At 34.8% G+C, this 15,678-nt stretch carries 17 protein-coding genes; 15 read left to right on the top strand and 2 right to left on the bottom strand.

Annotation, left to right across the window (positions count from 1 at the left end):
• Positions 1–4: 4 nt before the first annotated feature.
• From EL158_RS02375 to recR, 13 genes are all read left to right on the top strand, one after another.
• Complete coding sequence (locus EL158_RS02375; RefSeq protein ID WP_027304075.1) at positions 5–1,045, top strand: D-alanine--D-alanine ligase; 1,041 nt, start codon at positions 5–7, stop codon at positions 1,043–1,045.
• Positions 1,042–1,257 (top strand): type II toxin-antitoxin system Phd/YefM family antitoxin, encoded by a 216-nt coding sequence (locus tag EL158_RS02370; RefSeq protein ID WP_027304074.1) that lies wholly within the window; start codon positions 1,042–1,044, stop codon positions 1,255–1,257. The genes EL158_RS02375 and EL158_RS02370 overlap by 4 nt, the downstream gene beginning before the upstream one ends.
• Before the next feature lies 1 nt (position 1,258).
• The gene (gene estV / locus EL158_RS02365) at positions 1,259–1,996 is read left to right on the top strand and encodes an EstV family lipase (RefSeq protein ID WP_027304073.1); all 738 of its coding nucleotides are present in this window, start codon (positions 1,259–1,261) and stop codon (positions 1,994–1,996) included.
• On the top strand, positions 1,986–3,419 hold the full coding sequence (locus EL158_RS02360; RefSeq protein ID WP_027304072.1) for a Mur ligase family protein: 1,434 nt from the start codon (positions 1,986–1,988) through the stop codon (positions 3,417–3,419). Before estV ends, EL158_RS02360 begins: the two co-directional genes overlap by 11 nt.
• A gap of 61 nt (positions 3,420–3,480) precedes the next feature.
• Positions 3,481–3,744: a DUF2018 family protein gene (locus tag EL158_RS02355; RefSeq protein ID WP_004274923.1), complete on the top strand. Its 264-nt coding sequence runs from the start codon at positions 3,481–3,483 to the stop codon at positions 3,742–3,744.
• Positions 3,745–4,251: a hypothetical protein gene (locus EL158_RS02350; protein WP_027304071.1), complete on the top strand. Its 507-nt coding sequence runs from the start codon at positions 3,745–3,747 to the stop codon at positions 4,249–4,251.
• Between the two features lies 1 nt (position 4,252).
• The gene (locus tag EL158_RS02345) at positions 4,253–5,146 is read left to right on the top strand and encodes a polyprenyl synthetase family protein (RefSeq protein ID WP_027304070.1); all 894 of its coding nucleotides are present in this window, start codon (positions 4,253–4,255) and stop codon (positions 5,144–5,146) included.
• Complete coding sequence (gene hemA, locus EL158_RS02340) at positions 5,146–6,393, top strand: glutamyl-tRNA reductase (protein ID WP_027304069.1); 1,248 nt, start codon at positions 5,146–5,148, stop codon at positions 6,391–6,393. Before EL158_RS02345 ends, hemA begins: the two co-directional genes overlap by 1 nt.
• Positions 6,383–8,089: a proline--tRNA ligase gene (locus EL158_RS02335; RefSeq protein ID WP_027304068.1), complete on the top strand. Its 1,707-nt coding sequence runs from the start codon at positions 6,383–6,385 to the stop codon at positions 8,087–8,089. The genes hemA and EL158_RS02335 overlap by 11 nt, the downstream gene beginning before the upstream one ends.
• The gene (locus EL158_RS02330; protein ID WP_225532300.1) at positions 8,080–8,463 is read left to right on the top strand and encodes an FxsA family protein; all 384 of its coding nucleotides are present in this window, start codon (positions 8,080–8,082) and stop codon (positions 8,461–8,463) included. The genes EL158_RS02335 and EL158_RS02330 overlap by 10 nt, the downstream gene beginning before the upstream one ends.
• Before the next feature lie 358 nt (positions 8,464–8,821).
• Positions 8,822–9,493, top strand: coding sequence for a response regulator transcription factor (locus EL158_RS02325; RefSeq protein ID WP_004276932.1), 672 nt, complete (start codon positions 8,822–8,824; stop codon positions 9,491–9,493).
• Positions 9,490–10,734, top strand: coding sequence for an ArsS family sensor histidine kinase (locus EL158_RS02320; RefSeq protein ID WP_027304066.1), 1,245 nt, complete (start codon positions 9,490–9,492; stop codon positions 10,732–10,734). The genes EL158_RS02325 and EL158_RS02320 overlap by 4 nt, the downstream gene beginning before the upstream one ends.
• Complete coding sequence (gene recR, locus EL158_RS02315; protein ID WP_004274931.1) at positions 10,724–11,302, top strand: recombination mediator RecR; 579 nt, start codon at positions 10,724–10,726, stop codon at positions 11,300–11,302. Before EL158_RS02320 ends, recR begins: the two co-directional genes overlap by 11 nt.
• Here the strand turns inward: recR and yedF are convergent.
• Both yedF and yedE read right to left on the bottom strand, forming a co-directional pair.
• A complete protein-coding gene (yedF, locus tag EL158_RS02310; RefSeq protein ID WP_027304065.1) occupies positions 11,299–11,526 on the bottom strand; it encodes a sulfurtransferase-like selenium metabolism protein YedF in 228 nt (75 codons plus the stop codon). The two genes, recR and yedF, sit on opposite strands and share 4 nt — an antisense overlap.
• Positions 11,526–12,716: a selenium metabolism membrane protein YedE/FdhT gene (gene yedE / locus EL158_RS02305; RefSeq protein WP_034955945.1), complete on the bottom strand. Its 1,191-nt coding sequence runs from the start codon at positions 12,714–12,716 to the stop codon at positions 11,526–11,528. Before yedE ends, yedF begins: the two co-directional genes overlap by 1 nt.
• A gap of 151 nt (positions 12,717–12,867) precedes the next feature.
• Here yedE and hemC point away from each other — a divergent pair, with 151 nt between their 5' ends.
• Together hemC and EL158_RS02295 are read left to right on the top strand one after the other, a co-directional pair.
• On the top strand, positions 12,868–13,794 hold the full coding sequence (gene hemC / locus EL158_RS02300) for a hydroxymethylbilane synthase (protein ID WP_027304063.1): 927 nt from the start codon (positions 12,868–12,870) through the stop codon (positions 13,792–13,794).
• Positions 13,791–15,590, top strand: coding sequence for a menaquinone biosynthesis decarboxylase (locus EL158_RS02295; RefSeq protein WP_027304062.1), 1,800 nt, complete (start codon positions 13,791–13,793; stop codon positions 15,588–15,590). The genes hemC and EL158_RS02295 overlap by 4 nt, the downstream gene beginning before the upstream one ends.
• Positions 15,591–15,678: the final 88 nt, after the last annotated feature.

Below are 15,678 nucleotides of genomic sequence, written 5' to 3'. Positions count from 1 at the left end.
AATGATGAATTTGGCTATACTTTTTGGTGGAAATTCTTATGAACACGAGATTAGCATAGTGAGTGCTGTGGTGCTTAAAAAGGTGCTTGATGAAGAGCCTTATTTTATATTTTGTGATGAAGAAAGGGAGTTTTATCTCATTAAAGCTTCTAATTTAAATGCAAAAACCTTTAGCTCAAAAGCCTACAAAAAAGAGAAAAAGCTTATTTTAAAACAAGGAGGCTTTTATCTTGAGGGCTTTTTGGGAGAGAAAAAGCTTGAAATCAAATGTGTGATTAATCTTATCCACGGAAGAGATGGCGAGGATGGGAAAATCGCCGCCTTATTTGAATTTTTTAATATCAATTTCATTGGTCCGCGTTTAGAAGCTAGTGTGCTGTCTTTTAATAAAGAACTTACCAAGCTTTATGCTAAAAGCGTAGGCGTGAAAACTCTTGATTACTTCACGCTTAAAAAAGGGCTTCAAACTAGCTTTAAGCCGAATTTTCCTTGCATTTTAAAACCTGTGCGTTTAGGAAGCAGTATAGGCATTAGCATAGCTAACAATGAAGAAGAGTTAAACTATGGTAAAGATGTTGGTTTTGAATTTGACGACACTTTGCTCGTAGAAGATTTTAAAAAAGATATTAAAGAATATAATCTAGCAGGCTGTATGATAAAAGATGAGCTCATTTTCTCCATCATAGAAGAGCCTAAGAAAAAGGAATTTTTGGACTTTGAGCAAAAATACCTTAGCTTTTCAGGGCATAGTGAATTGATAGAAGCGGATTTAAGCGAAGAATTAAAAGAAAAATTAAAAGAATCCTTTAGTAAAATTTACAATCCTCTTTTTAAGGGTGCTTTGATAAGATGTGATTTTTTCATCCTTGATAATGAAGTGTATTTAAATGAAATTAACCCAAATCCTGGCTCTTTGGCAAATTATCTCTTTAAAGATTTCAATTCTACGCTGAAAAATCTTGCCAATAGCGTCAAAAACGAGCCTAAAATTAAGATCAATTATAGTTTTTTACATAGCATCAATGGACAAAAGGGTAAATTATAATGCTTTGCAAGCAAGATGAAATTTACACAGCGACTGAAGTGGTTAGAAATTTTAGCCCCATTTTAGAAAAGCTTAAAGCAGATCCTTCCGGTAAAATCGTTATTCTTAAAAATAACAAATTTGAGGCTGTAATGTTAAGCGTTAAAGAATATGAGCGTTTGGAAGAAGCGGTGAAACTTTTAGAAAATATCTATAAAAATCAAAAGGGCTAAAATGGCACAAAGTATAGTCGTTTATAAACATCAAAATTACGCCCTTAGCTATGAAGTCATAGGTCTTGAAAAAGAAGAAAAAATTCTCATCTTACACGGCTGGGGAGCAAATAAAGAATTAATGATAAATACCTTTTCACATCACTTAAAAGACTTTTGTCAAATTTATGTAGATTTACCGGGCTTTGGTCGCTCAAGTGTAGAAGAGGTGCTTGAAAGTGAGGATTATGCTTTGATTGTGGGGGAATTTTTAAAGATGAAGGGCTGGGAAATCGCCTATTTTATGGGGCATTCTTTTGGAGGGAAAATTTGCGCCCTTCTTGCTAGAAAAACTCCAAACGCTTTCTTAATTTTACTTTCAAGTGCAGGCATTATCGCCCCCAAATCTTTTAAAGTGCGTTTTAAAATCGCTCTTTTTAAATTCCTCAAAAAGCTTGGTTTTGGCTCTTTTTACCGCTTTTTTGCAAGTAAGGACGGAGCAAATTTAAGCCCTTTAATGTATGAAACCTTCAAAAAAGTAGTTGATGAAGATTTTAGTGCAATTTTTAAAAGCCTTGAAAATCAAAGTCTTATTTTTTGGGGGGAAGAGGATCAAGCCACACCGCTTAAAAGCGGAGAGCTTATTAATACTCTAATAAAAAAAAGCACATTTTACCCCTTAAAAGGTGATCATTTTTTCTTTTTACAAAATGCTAAATTCATCGCTGACACCATAAAAAAGGCTAAAAATGCTTCATAGTATCTATTTTTTAAATACTCTTTTATTTAATTTTTGTGTCGCTTTTTATCTTATTTTGGCACTTCAGTGGTATTCTTATAAGCTTAAACGCCTTGTTTTTCATTATCATAAGCCCTTATTACATCTTTATTTTCTAGCCCTACCTTATGTTATTTTTATCACATCTTTAGGCTTTTCGTGGTTTTCTTTAGCGTATTTTACGCTAATCCACACGCCTCTTTTATATTTTTGGCATAAAGGCATTGACAAAAAGCTCGTTTTTACCACTAAAGTAAAATGGTTCTTTTGCTTTGTTTTTGCCTTTAATGTGCTTTTTTCCATACTTTCCTTGCGTTTTTCTTTTCTTTTTAATCTTTTAAGCCTACCTTGCGCTTTAATCTCTCTTAAAATTTTAGACCTTTTACAAGCACGCTATTTTCTCAAAAAAGCTAAACATAAAATCTTAAAAAATAATCATTTGACCATCATACTCATCACAGCAAGTTTTGGAAAAACTAGCATTAAAAATTTTCTTTACGAGCTTTTAAAAGACGATTTTATCACGCATAAAAGCCCAAGAAGTGTTAATACCCTAATGGGAATTGTTAAAGATATTAATGAAAATCTACAAGAAAATACTCAAATTTACATTGCTGAAGCGGGAGCTAGGCTTAAGGGGGACATTTTAGAATTAAGCTCATTTTTAGAGCCACAAATTTGCATTATAGGCGAGATAGGCGGGGCGCATTTGGAATATTTTAAAAATATAGAAAATACAAGGGAAACAAAGCTTGAAGCCCTGCAATCAAAACGCCTCAAACAAGCCTTTTTACACTCAAGCACTCTTAAAAAAGATGAAAGTAATATGATAATTTATGATAACTTACTTCTTAATTTTAATGCAAATCTTAATGGAATTGATTTTTCGCTGCGTTTAAATGACAAAGAAGAGTTTTTTCAAAGCTCCATTTTGGGTGCTTTTAATGCAGAAAATTTATGTGCTTGTGTGTGCTGTGCGAATTATTTAGGCGTAAAGCTGGAAACAATTAAAAAGCAAATTGCCAATTTAAAAGCCGTAGAACATCGCTTACAAATCATATCAAAAGAGCCAAAATTCATCATTGATGATGGTTTTAATGGAAATTTTAAGGGTATGAGTGAAAGCTATCATTTAGCAAAAAGCTATCAAGGACGCAGGGTTTTAGTAACTCCAGGCATTATCGAGGGAAGCGAAGAAGATAACAAAAAACTTGCTAAAATCATTAACGAAAGCTTCGATTTAGTCATCATCTCCGCTCACATTAATGCCGCACTTTTTGAAAAAGAGCTCAAAATCAACAAAATCATTTTAAAAGAAAAAGCAAAGCTTGTGGAAATTCTAGCCAAACATACTAAAAATGGGGACTTAATCCTCTTTTCAAATGATGCGCCGAGTTATTTATAACCTTAAACTCTTTTTAACACTTAAAATTCTATAATCAAAAATTTAAAATTAAAGGGAAAAAATGGATTTACTCGATGCTATGTTAAATAAAAGCCCTAAAGAAAAATTCCTAGAAATTATTCAAAATGGAAATTTAGGCGCCTTAGAAAAAACCTTTGAAAATTTTTTTGCAGAATACATTGCTATGATTGAGCTTTTAGAAAAACAGGGCTTAAATGAAAACGACCTTAAAAATTTCATCTTGGAAAATAACGAATTAATAGAGCAAAGGCAAAATGATATCTTCATAGAGCTTGGAGCAAAAATTTTAGGACACGAGGGCTAAATGAAGGTTTTTTTTACGCTAGTTTTTTTAACAATAAGCACCTTTGCTTCGGCACCTATTTTTGAGCATATTTATAAATTTGAGCTTAAAAAAGATGAAAGAGCTAGTGTGCAAATTAAAGAACTAGGCTATGAAGATAAGGTGCAAAATTTCGATTTTTACTGGACTCTTTTTGATAATACCAACATTATCGTGCATTCTAAATTTAGAAAATTTCCGCGTCAATTTGTGCTTTCTTTGCGTAGGAATTTAGACTGGGCTTCGCAAACCTTAATCCCCGATTATCAAAATCCTCACATTGACAGGGCAAGGCTTATTTTAGAATTTAGCGATTATAAAAAGGGTATTGCCACCTTTACGATTTACATTGAGGATAAGGACTCTAGGCTTATGGTAGAGTTTTTAGACCCGCGAAAAATGTCTCTAAAAAACCCGCCGCAAAATAATCAAATCGTGCCAATGATAGACCTAAATCAACCGCAAACTACGCCACTAACAAGGAACTAAAGTGCAAGAAATAGACAAAATCATACAAAACTATCTTTTAGAACTTGCTTACGAGCCTATTTTAACAATGCTTGCCAAAACAAACACGGGCAAGAAACTTCGCTCAAAACTTCTTTTAAGCATAGCAGGAGAGAGTCAAAAAGCTTATATTTTATGTGCCATTATAGAGCTTATCCACTTAGCTAGTCTTCTTCACGATGATATTATCGATGAGAGCGAATTAAGGCGTGGAGCAAGGTCTATCAATGCCGAATTTGGGGCTAAAAATGCCCTAATGCTTGGCGACATTTTATATTCTAAAGCCTTTTATGAGCTTTCCAAACAAGAAACAAAAATCTCCCAAATTCTCTCAAATGCCGTTTGCAAACTTGCCATAGGTGAGCTTATGGATGTCAATTTAAGCAAGAAATTTAATCCAGACAAGGAAGCGTATCTAACGATGATTTATCATAAAACGGCTGTTTTAATCGAAGCAAGTGCAAGATGTGGGGCTTTACTTGCAAAACTTGATGAAAATGCCTTTGCCAAGTATGGTAAAAATTTAGGACTTGCCTTTCAAATCGTTGATGATATCCTTGACATCACAGGTGATGAAGCCACACTTGGAAAGCCGGCACTAAGCGACTTTAAAGAAGGTAAAACGACACTAGCTTATATATATTTATATGAAAGCTTAAATGAAAATGATAAAAAAATATTAAAAAATTTGTTTAAAAAAGATTTAAATAAAGAAGAAAGATTATGGCTAAAGCAAAAATTTAAAGAAAAAAACATCATAGAGCAAAGCATTAAAAAGGCTAAAGAATATGGAAATTTAAGTCTTAAAGCCATAGAAAATGACAAAAATGAAAAGCTAGAAGCTATCATTAAAACCTTGATAGATAGGGATTTTTAATGCACTATTTTTGCATTAGTTTTACGCATAAAAACACGGACTTAAGCTTAAGGGAAAAACTTTCACTTAATGATGAAAAGAAAAAAAAGGAATTCTTAAAACTCGTTCTTTCTAAAGAAGATATTGTAGAAAGCCTTGTGATAAGCACTTGCAACCGCGTTGAAATTCTAGCCTTTGTGAAGGACTTAAAAGAAGTGGGCAAACACATCATCACAAGCCTTGCCCTACTTTGCGAAGTGGATAAAAATGATTTGGAAAAAAGGGCAGATTTTTTCGAAGATAGTGGGGCAATTCATCATCTTTTTTCAGTCGCTAGCTCACTTGATAGCCTTGTCATAGGCGAAACGCAAATCACAGGACAAATTAAAGAAGCTTTTCATTTTGCTAAAAATTTGAATTTTTGCGCAGAACATTTAGAATTTGCCCTACATCACGCTTTTAAATGTGCCGCTAAGGTAAGAAATCAAACTCAAATTTCTAAAAATCCCATTTCAATCGCCTCAGTTGCTGTGGCTAAGGCTAAAGAATTACTTGATTTAAGTCAAGCAAAAGCCGTTGTCATCGGTGCTGGAGAAATGGCACAACTTACTTGTAAGCACCTTCTGCAAACAGGAGCAAAGATCATCATCTTAAATCGCGATTTAAGCAAAGCTCAAAAATTAAGCGAAGAATTAGGTTGCGAATTTGATAGACTTGAAAATTTAGAAAATTATCTTAACGCTTATTCACTTTTTTTCTCCGCGACCAATGCTAAAAACGCTCTTATTACAAATAATATGCTTAAAAGCGTGGAATTTAAACGCTATTTTTTCGACATTGCCGTGCCAAGAGATATTGAATTAAACGAAAATGATAAAATCAAAGTTTTTGCAGTCGATGACTTAGAGGAAGTGGTGCGAAAAAATTTAGCCTTAAGAGAGTGTGAAGCTAGCATAGCTTATGGCATTATAGGAGCGATGACGAGTGAATTTTTTAAAATTCTAAGTGATTTGGCACTAACGCCCACCATAAAAGCCTTAAGATTAAAAGCTAAAGCTTGTGCCAATCAACAACTTCAAATCGCCCTTTCAAAAGGCTATTTAAAAAAATCAGATGAAGAAGAAGCAAGAAAATTAATCCACCAAGTTTTCAAAGCCTTTTTGCACGAGCCAACGCTAAATTTAAGGCATTTGCAAGGTAAAAAAAGTGAAGTTCTTATCCAGTCTTTAAACTATCTTTTCAATTTAGGAGAACACAATGAAATTTAGTCAATTTTATGCCCCGACCTTTAAGGAAGCTCCAAAAGATGCGACTTTACCTAGTCATATTTTTTTAACAAGGGCAGGTTTTATCGAGCAAAATGGCAGTGGGCTTTATAATTTCTTACCGCTTGGTAAAATGGTTTATAATAAGATAGAAAGCATTATCAAGGAAGAGATGGATAAAGCAGGAGCGTTAGAAACAAGTCTTAGCTTCACTACACCAGCTTCTTTTTGGCGAGAAAGTGGGCGTTACAATGTCTTTGGAAAAGAGCTTTTACGCTTTAAAGATAGAAAAGAAAATGATTTTATCTTAGGACCTACGCACGAAGAAGCTATGCTTAATGTCGTTAAAAATAAAATCACAAGCTACAAGCAACTTCCGCTTAATTTGTATCAAGTAGGGCTTAAATTTCGTGATGAAGCTAGACCTAGATTTGGACTTTTAAGATGCCGCGAATTTGTTATGAAAGATGCTTATAGTTTCCATAAAGACGAAGAGGACTTAACGCGTGAATTTGAAAATATGCAAGGAACTTATAGCAAAATTTTAAAAAGACTTGAGCTTGATTTTAGAGTCGTTGAGGCAGATAGTGGAGCCATAGGAGGAAGTGGCAGTAAGGAATTTATGGTGCTAGCACAAAATGGCGAAGATGATATTTTGCTCTGTTCTCATTGCGATTACGCTGCAAATATAGAAGCGGCAAAAAGAGCGAAAAAAACTTGCGAGAAAGAACGCCCCGAGGCAAATTTTACAAGTAAATTTCATACGCCAGATGTTAAGACCATTAAGGGCTTGGCAGAATTTTTTAAAATTGACTCCTTTTATACCATTAAGGCGGTGATTAAAAAAGCTCTTTATGAAGATGAGACTAGGCTTGTCGCCTTTTTTGTAAGAGGCTGTGATGATTTGCAAGAAACAAAGGCACAAAATGCCTGCAAGGCTTTAGAGCTAGTCGATGCAGACGAAGAAGAGCTTAAAGAAGCTGGACTTAAGCCCGGATTTATAGGCTTTATCAATCTTAAAAATGTGGATTTTTATATCGATAATGAGCTAAAAGACGAAAAGCAAATGATTATGGGAGCAAATGAGATAGATTATCATTTTGTAGGCATTGATGTGGTGAATTTAAATGAGGAGAGATTTAAAGACCTAGTGGAGGTTAAGGAGGGGGATTGTTGTGCTAAATGTGGTGCAAAACTTACAAAAAGCAAGGGTATAGAAGTAGGACATATTTTTAAACTCGGCACAAAATACTCCGCCGCGATGCAAGCAACTTTTTTAGATGAAAATGGTAAGGCAAAGCCCTTTGTTATGGGTTGCTATGGTATGGGAGTGAGTCGCTTAGTCGCTGTGGCGGTGGAAGCTAGTTTTGATGAAAGGGGCATTGTATGGCAAGAAGCTTTAAGTCCTTTTAAGCTTGTCATTATTCTTTCAAACATTAAGGACGAAAAAGCTTTAAATTTAGGCATTTCTTTATATGAAGACTTACGAAAATTAGGCATTAATGTGCTTTTAGATGATAGAAATGAAAGATATGGTGTGAAAATGAACGATTTTGAATTAATGGGCTTTAATTATGCTCTTATCATAGGCAAAGGCTTAGAAAATAATGAGCTTGAGCTTGTCAAAAGAAAAGATTTAGGTAAAATTAAGCTTAAAGCAGATACAGCTTTGATAGAGCTTAAAAAGGTATTATTATGAAGCTTTCTTTAGGTGCGCCCTTTCTCATCATAGAGCTTATCGCTTGTGCGGTGTTTATCATCGCTTTTGGTTTTGGGAATTTTTTGATTTTTATGCTTTTGAGTATGATAGCTGGTGTGGTGCTTTTGGCTTTATTTTGGAAAAATATGCTAAATTTTCAAATGGGAGGCTTGAAAGATACGCTTAAGCAATTTGCCTTTGTGATTGCGGGGTTTTTGTTTTTAATCCCGGGTGTTTTAAGTTCTGTTTTTGGAATTTTAGTGCTTATTTTTGGACTTATTTTTGGGGTAAAAACACAAACAAATTTTTACAAAAAAGAACAAAAGCATAATGAAGAAATCATCGATGTGGAAATCATCGAGGAGAGAAAATGAAAAATTTCAAAATACTTTTGAAAAGCTAAAAAATGATGAAAGCTTTAAAAAACATTTAAAGAAGACTCCGTGCGTGAAGAACTTCTTAAGCCCCTATTAGACAAGCTAGGCTTTGTAAATATGGGCTTAAATGGAGTGAGGGACACAACCCTTAAATATTTTAGAAAAAATAGCCATAAAATACGATAATAACAAATGAGCGTTAAGCGATGGTCTATTTGAACCTAAAGATTTAATTTGAAAAGTTTTGTTTCATAAATAAATGTCTTAACTAAAAATTAATAAAATATTTATATCTTAGTAACAAATTTGCATTATAATGAAAGAAAAAATAAACCTTTATTAAAGAAAGGCAAAAATGATGAAAGTTTTAATGATAGAAGATGATGCAGATTTTGCGCAACTGCTTTCTGAATATTTAGTGCAATTTAATATTAACATCACAAATTACGAATCTCCTAAAAACGCCCTAAATGATGGACTTGATGGGTATGATTGTCTTATTTTGGACCTCACTTTACCGGGCATTGATGGGCTTGAGGTGTGTAAAGAGATAAGAGCAAAAAGCCATATCCCCATTATCATTTCTTCTGCTAGAGGCGATTTAAGCGATAAGGTTATGGGGCTTCAAATCGGTGCTGATGATTATTTGCCAAAACCTTATGATCCTAAAGAGATGTATGCGAGAATCATAAGCCTAGTTCGCCGCAGCAAAAGGATAGAAGAAAACACCAAAGAAAGCGTTAATTCGGACTTTAAAGTCGATAAAAGACGCCACGAAATTTCTTGTAATGGTCGCCCACTTACCCTCACTCCAGCCGAGTATGAAATTTTAGAATACCTCATCTCCCAACACGGACTTTCCATTTCAAGAGAGCAGTTAGTAAGCCACTGCAAAAGCTTAAGAGATAGGGACTCCAAAAGCCTTGATGTGATTATAGGTCGTTTAAGAACTAAAATAGGTGATAATTCAAGAGCCCCTAAATATATCTTTTCTGTTAGAGGTATAGGATATAAACTCGTAGGATGATACAAACTTACACGATACGCTCTAAGCTTATAATCCTCTTCACCCTTACTTTCGCTATCGTTTGCGTTCTTTTTGTCGTGCTTTTGCAGATAGAAGAAAATGCTTATAATGAAAAGGTCAATGTTAAACAAGCAGATCTTATCAAATTTCTAGTCGCTAGCAAAAAAAGAAGTTATTTAAACAATGATCTTAAAAAAGACCTTGAAAATATGGGCTTTAAAGAGCTAGAGCCAAATTCTCTCACGCAAACCATACATAAAAAAGCCGAAAAGCTTTTCGAAGCTAAGGAACGCGACTGCTCTTTTTCTTCCTTACTTTATCATCATAATATTTATCTTAGCATTAGTTGCGAACATTTTAATGGAATTTTCAAGCAAAAAGACAATGATAGAATTTATGGACTTTTGCTTGCTAGCTTTTTCTTTTTTGCCTTTTTGTTTATTTTTATGTATTTTTCTGTATTAAATTCCCTAAAACCTTTCAAAAAACTTAAAAATGAAATTATTAAAATTAATAGCAACGAAACGCCCAACTTTAAAGGCTACTCCAAAGATGAAATAGGTATGATCGCCTTAGAATTTGACAAGGCTTATCGCAAAAATCAAGATCTTATCCACTCAAGGCAGCTTTTCTTAAGGACCATTATGCACGAGCTTAAAACGCCTATTGGTAAGGGCAGAATTATCGCTGAAATGACCAAAGATGAAAAGCAAAAAACTCGCCTTATAGAAATTTTTGAAAGAATGAATAACCTCATCAACGAATTTGCCAAAATAGAAAATCTTTTTTCAAAAAATTACAATCTTATTCTTGAAAATCACCATTTTAGCACCTTTTTAAATGAAGCGAAAAATTCTCTTTTAAGAGATGATTTTGACAAAGTAATTAAAATTAATTTACATAATGACCCTATTATTAACGCTGATAGAGAAATTTTTTCTCTCATTATTAAAAATCTTTTGGATAATGCCCTTAAATACTCCATAAACGGCACTTGTGAGCTGGAGTGTTTTGAGCATTATTTTGTGATTAAAAACCAAGGACAAGCCCTAGAGCATCCTTTAGAATTTTATATTAAAGCCTTTACACGCGATAAAAACACAAAAGATAAAGAAGGTATGGGGCTTGGGCTTTATATTATTTATGAAGTATGTAAATTACACAACTTTGAATTAAAGTATGAATTTAAAGAACAAACACATCATTTTGAGATTTTTTTTGGAGAAAATAATGGCTTATAAGGGCTTAGAAAAATTTAACGAATTAGTTGAAAGCTTTGCCAATCTTCCCACCATAGGCAAAAAAACGGCAATTCGCCTAGCTTTATATATTTGTATGCAAAATCCTTTGGAGGGTATGAAGCTCTCTCATAATATAGAAAACGCCCTAAGATTTATCAAAAGCTGTAAGCAATGTGGGGCTTTAAGTGAAAATGAACTTTGTGAAATTTGCACAGATACTCAAAGAGATGAAAACCTCATTTGCCTTGTGGAAAACGCTAAGGATATTTTAATCCTAGAGGAAAGCGGCGGATATAATGGCTTTTACTTCGTCCTTAATGAATTAAACGAAGAAAAATTAAGCAAACTAAAAGCAATGATAGAAAAATTAAAAAGCAAGGAGCTTATTTTTGCACTAACTCACAGCGTTCATTCTGACGCAACAATCTTCTTCATAGAAGAAAATTTGAAAAATTTAGAATTAAAATTAAGTAAGATAGCGCAAGGAATTCCAAGCGGAGTGAATTTAGAAAATGTCGATTTCATCTCTCTTCACCGCGCTATGAATTTCCGCACTAAAATCCACTAAATTTTTTGGATTAAAAAACGCAAAGTTGGTCCATCTTGATCGATTTCAAGCACCTTAGAGCCTCTATTTTTCACATCATTTGGGATAGAGTGTATGCTTTGCGGACAATCACAAAGCACCTCTAAAATTTCCCCACTTTTAAGCTCATCTAAAGCATCTAAGGTCGCAATGGCAGGGTAAGGACAAGCCTCACCCTCTAAATTTAAACTATAATTGATCTTCATCATATCCCCTTAAAAAAATTTTTCTTATAGCATAAAATCAAAACAAATACAAAAATAAAAAGTGTGAAATTAAGCCCAAAACCCGTCAAATTTCCCAAACTCAATAAATTAATCTTCACTCCGTCTTTTAAAGCACTAGGGATCAAATCATAACTCAAAGCCAAAATCATAGTCCCAGCTATATTTGCCACGCCCACAAGCATAAAATGCGTCTGTCCCTCAAAAGCCCTATAAGTCCAGCCACACTCACAACCCCCAGCAAACACTATCCCAAAGCCAAATAAAAACGCCCCCAAAGCAAGAGCAGGAGAAAGTTCTATAAGCTTCGTGCCGTGTCCTTGTAAAATAAAGGCAAAGGCGATTAAAGAAGCGATAATCATACCCATTAAAGCACCTTTTACAGCCTTATCCCTGCCAAATAAAAATAAGTCTCTAAAACAAGAAGTAAAGCAAATTTGTGCCCTTGCTATCACAAAGCCAAAACCAAAGCCAAACAAAAGTGCGAGACTTAAAAGACTTGATTTATCCTTGACATTAAGCTCACCCGCACTCAAATAACCCAAAGTAAGCACAAAAAGTATAAAAAGCACACTGCCTAATGCAAAATGCACCCTCGCTCTAGTTTTGTCAGGCTTTAAAGTGCAATTTGCCTTATCCACTTTCATTAATTTTGCCTTAGGTTTGAAAAAAGGCATATTGCAAAGCTTTACGCCTACATAAATTCCCCCGACCATAAAAAGTGTAAAAATCCAAGTATGCAAAGAAAAATAAGGAAGTCCAGTAAAAAAATTCGCCAAATTACAGCCAAAAGCAAGTCGCGCTCCAAAACCAGCCAAAGCACCGCCTACAAGGGCTTGGAAAATTCTTATTTTACTAGCTGGAAGTCGCCATTTGACTTTATTAGCCCAAAGTGCAGCGATAAAACAGCCCACAAACATACCTATAAGCATTAAGCCGTCCGTTCTTGTGAGAGGAGTGCCACTTAAATTTTGCTTTTGATAGTAAGAATAAGAGCTTAAATCCACCCCAAAAAGCTCCAAAAATTCCCCGCCCCAGCGAGTCATCTCTCCTGTTACAGCCCACACACTACCAAAAATGCCAAAATAAACAGCACTCAAAATTCCAAGTGCGACTAAGGCTTTATAATTGTCCCAAAAATTAACGAGATATTTTTGTTTGAAAGAGTGCATAAAAATCCTTTGTATTATCAAAACTTGATGATGAATTATAATAAAATTTTCATTAATCAAACCGCAATCTACAAAAAAGATTTATCATAAAAGGCTTATTTGATACGCAAAATGCTATAATGCAAAATTTAAATCAATCCAAAGGGATACAATGAAAAAGCTCATCATAGCCACGAGAAAAAGCCCACTAGCTTTATGGCAAAGTGAATTTATAGCAGACATTTTACGCAAAACACACGGCATAGAAGTGCATTTAGAGGGCTTTAGCACTAAAGGAGATATTTTACTTGATAGCCCCTTAGCTAAAATAGGCGGTAAAGGACTTTTCACAAAAGAGCTTGAAAATGCTATGCTAGAAAATAAGGCTCATTTAGCCGTGCATAGCTTAAAAGATGTGCCTAGCTTCTTACCTCAGGGCTTAGTTTTAGCCGCACTTAGCGTAAGAGAAGATGACACGGACGCACTTTTAAGTGAGCTTTATAAAGACTTAAACGCCCTACCACAAAACGCTAAAGTCGGCACAACAAGCTTAAGGCGTAAAATGCAGCTTTTATCCTTGCGTCCTGATTTGCATATTATCAATTTAAGGGGCAATGTCAATTCTAGGCTTAAAAGACTTAAAGACGGCGAATTTGACGCTATTATTTTGGCAAGTGCAGGGGTCAAAAGACTAAGGCTTGAAAAAGAAGTCAAATTTATTTACCGCTTTAGCAAAGATGAGCTAGTCCCAGCCGCTACGCAAGGAATTTTAGGCATACAAAGCCCTGATAAAAGCGAAATTTTAACCCTACTTCAATGCCTTAACGATGAAAAATCCTTAATAGAAAGCACGGTTGAGAGAGACTTTATCCGCACTTTGGAGGGAGGGTGTCAAGTGCCTATTGGGATTAATGCGGAATTAATTGGGGAGCAAATCACCGTGCGTTCTATCCTAGGCTTACCAGATGGCAGTGAAATTTTACGCGATAAAAGGATCATTTTGAAAAAAAATTATCAAGGTTTTGGCGAGAGACTTGCACTTGAGTTTATCAAAAGAGGTGCGAAAGAGCTTTTAAAAAGAGCGGAGGCTATGCTATGAGACGCTTTATAGAACTTTTAAAGCAAAATGAGCTTTTAAAAATCATCGATGAACCTTTAGATGTAGAGCTTGAAATCCCCCATATCGCTTATATCGAGGCGAAAAAATTCGAAGAGGGAAAGGCACTGCTTTTCACCCAGCCCATAAGGGAGAAAAAGGCTTATAAATACCCTGTTTTAATGAATACTTTTTGTAATCAAAAGGCTTTAAATTTAGCTCTAACGCGTGATTATGAAGAAGTAGCAGACGAAATTTCACAGCTAACTAAGCTTCATATCCCCACAAGCTTAAAGGCTAAATTTGACTTTTTTACCAAACTTTCAAAGCTTCGTTTTGCTCCACCTAAAAGGCTTCAAAAAGAAAAAGCACTTTATCGCTATGAGCTTTTACCCTCACTTAAAGAGCTTCCTATACTTAAAACTTGGAGTCTAGACGCCGCACCCTTTATCACTATGGGTCAAATTTATACGCAAAATCCCGACAAAACGCAAAATAATTTAGGTATGTATCGTTTGCAAGTAAGCAGTGAAAATGAGCTTTTAATGCACTGGCAAATTCACAAAGACGGAGCGAATTTTTGTAGAGAGTATAAAGAAGCTGGGCTTTCTAAAATGCCTGTTAGCATAGCCATAGGAGGCGATCCACTTTACATTTGGTGCGCACAAGCTCCACTTCCTAAGGGCATATTTGAGCTTTTGCTTTATGGCTTTATCAAAAGGCAAAACGCAAGGCTTACGCCGTGTGAAAATGGAATTTTTGTGCCTTATGATAGTGATTTTGTAATTGAGGGCTATGTAGATTTAGATAATTTTAAGCTTGAGGGTCCTTTTGGCGATCATACGGGCTTTTATACTCCACCTGAGCTTTTTCCCGTGATGAAAGTCGATAAAATTTATGCTAAAAAAGACGCCGTCTATCAAGCCACTGTAGTGGGAAAACCGCCTTTAGAAGATAGAGTGATGGGACTTGGGACTGAACGCATTTTTTTACCGCTTTTACAAACAACTACGCCTGATTTACTTGATTATAAAATGCCAGAAAATGGCGTCTTTCATAATCTCATCTTAGCTAAAATTCACACGCATTACCCCGCCCACGCACAACAAATTATGCACACACTTTGGGGTGTGGGGCAAATGAGCTTTGTTAAACACGCCCTTTTTGTGGATAAAGATGCGCCGAATTTAGAGGATTATGAAAGCTTAATCCCCTATATTTTAAACCGCTTTGATGTGGAGAAAATTTATATCTCTCAAGGCATTTGCGACCAGCTTGACCACGCCTCACCCAATGCTTGTTTTGGCGGTAAGGCAGCCCTTGATGCAACTTGTAATTTTAATGCTAAAGAGCTTGAAATTTTAAGCGATGAAATGCTTAAAAGTCTTTTTGAAAAAGAGCTTGAAATTCACGCCTTAAAGCAGTTTTATACAGAGTGTAAAAGCCCTATTGTGTGTATTTTATACGATAAAAAAGAAAGCGTTAAAGCAAGTTTTGAAAAGCTTTTAAAATACAAAAAGCATTTTAGAATTCTCATCTTTTTAGATAAAGAAAATCACCTAGAAAACCCCTATATGCTAGTGTGGCGTGTGGTTAATAATCTAGACGCACAAAGAGACATTTTTATCAAAAATGATTGCATAGCCTTAAACGCCACAGCGAAAAATGAATTTGAAAATTATCAAAGAGAGTGGCCAAAGCAGACAGATTGCTCCAAAAAAGTAGTGGAAAATCTCATCTTGCGTAATATTATTGAAGAAGACACAAAGCTTTTTAAACAATTTGAAATTTTTGGCTAAATTTAGCCAAACCCTCCTCTTAAATTCAATTTGGCACATTTTTTGCTTATGACTTTGTAGAGAAAATTTTTAAATTTTTGCATTTTTA

It is taken from the genome of Campylobacter upsaliensis (assembly GCF_900637395.1).
GTDB lineage: Bacteria > Campylobacterota > Campylobacteria > Campylobacterales > Campylobacteraceae > Campylobacter_D > Campylobacter_D upsaliensis.
This window is presented reverse-complemented; position numbering and strand designations above follow the sequence as displayed.

Excerpts from the sequence above, each read along its gene's own strand:
- EL158_RS02355 (WP_004274923.1), top strand. The coding sequence starts at position 3,481 with ATGGATTTACTCGATGCTATGTTAAATAAAAGCCCTAAAGAAAAATTC.
- estV (WP_027304073.1), top strand. The coding sequence starts at position 1,259 with ATGGCACAAAGTATAGTCGTTTATAAACATCAAAATTACGCCCTTAGC.
- yedE (WP_034955945.1), bottom strand. The coding sequence starts at position 12,716 with ATGCACTCTTTCAAACAAAAATATCTCGTTAATTTTTGGGACAATTAT.
- EL158_RS02320 (WP_027304066.1), top strand. The coding sequence starts at position 9,490 with ATGATACAAACTTACACGATACGCTCTAAGCTTATAATCCTCTTCACC.
- EL158_RS02325 (WP_004276932.1), top strand. The coding sequence starts at position 8,822 with ATGATGAAAGTTTTAATGATAGAAGATGATGCAGATTTTGCGCAACTG.
- hemC (WP_027304063.1), top strand. The coding sequence starts at position 12,868 with ATGAAAAAGCTCATCATAGCCACGAGAAAAAGCCCACTAGCTTTATGG.
- EL158_RS02295 (WP_027304062.1), top strand. The coding sequence starts at position 13,791 with ATGAGACGCTTTATAGAACTTTTAAAGCAAAATGAGCTTTTAAAAATC.
- recR (WP_004274931.1), top strand. The coding sequence starts at position 10,724 with ATGGCTTATAAGGGCTTAGAAAAATTTAACGAATTAGTTGAAAGCTTT.
- EL158_RS02350 (WP_027304071.1), top strand. The coding sequence starts at position 3,745 with ATGAAGGTTTTTTTTACGCTAGTTTTTTTAACAATAAGCACCTTTGCT.
- hemA (WP_027304069.1), top strand. The coding sequence starts at position 5,146 with ATGCACTATTTTTGCATTAGTTTTACGCATAAAAACACGGACTTAAGC.
- EL158_RS02375 (WP_027304075.1), top strand. The coding sequence starts at position 5 with ATGAATTTGGCTATACTTTTTGGTGGAAATTCTTATGAACACGAGATT.
- EL158_RS02335 (WP_027304068.1), top strand. The coding sequence starts at position 6,383 with ATGAAATTTAGTCAATTTTATGCCCCGACCTTTAAGGAAGCTCCAAAA.
- yedF (WP_027304065.1), bottom strand. The coding sequence starts at position 11,526 with ATGAAGATCAATTATAGTTTAAATTTAGAGGGTGAGGCTTGTCCTTAC.
- EL158_RS02360 (WP_027304072.1), top strand. The coding sequence starts at position 1,986 with ATGCTTCATAGTATCTATTTTTTAAATACTCTTTTATTTAATTTTTGT.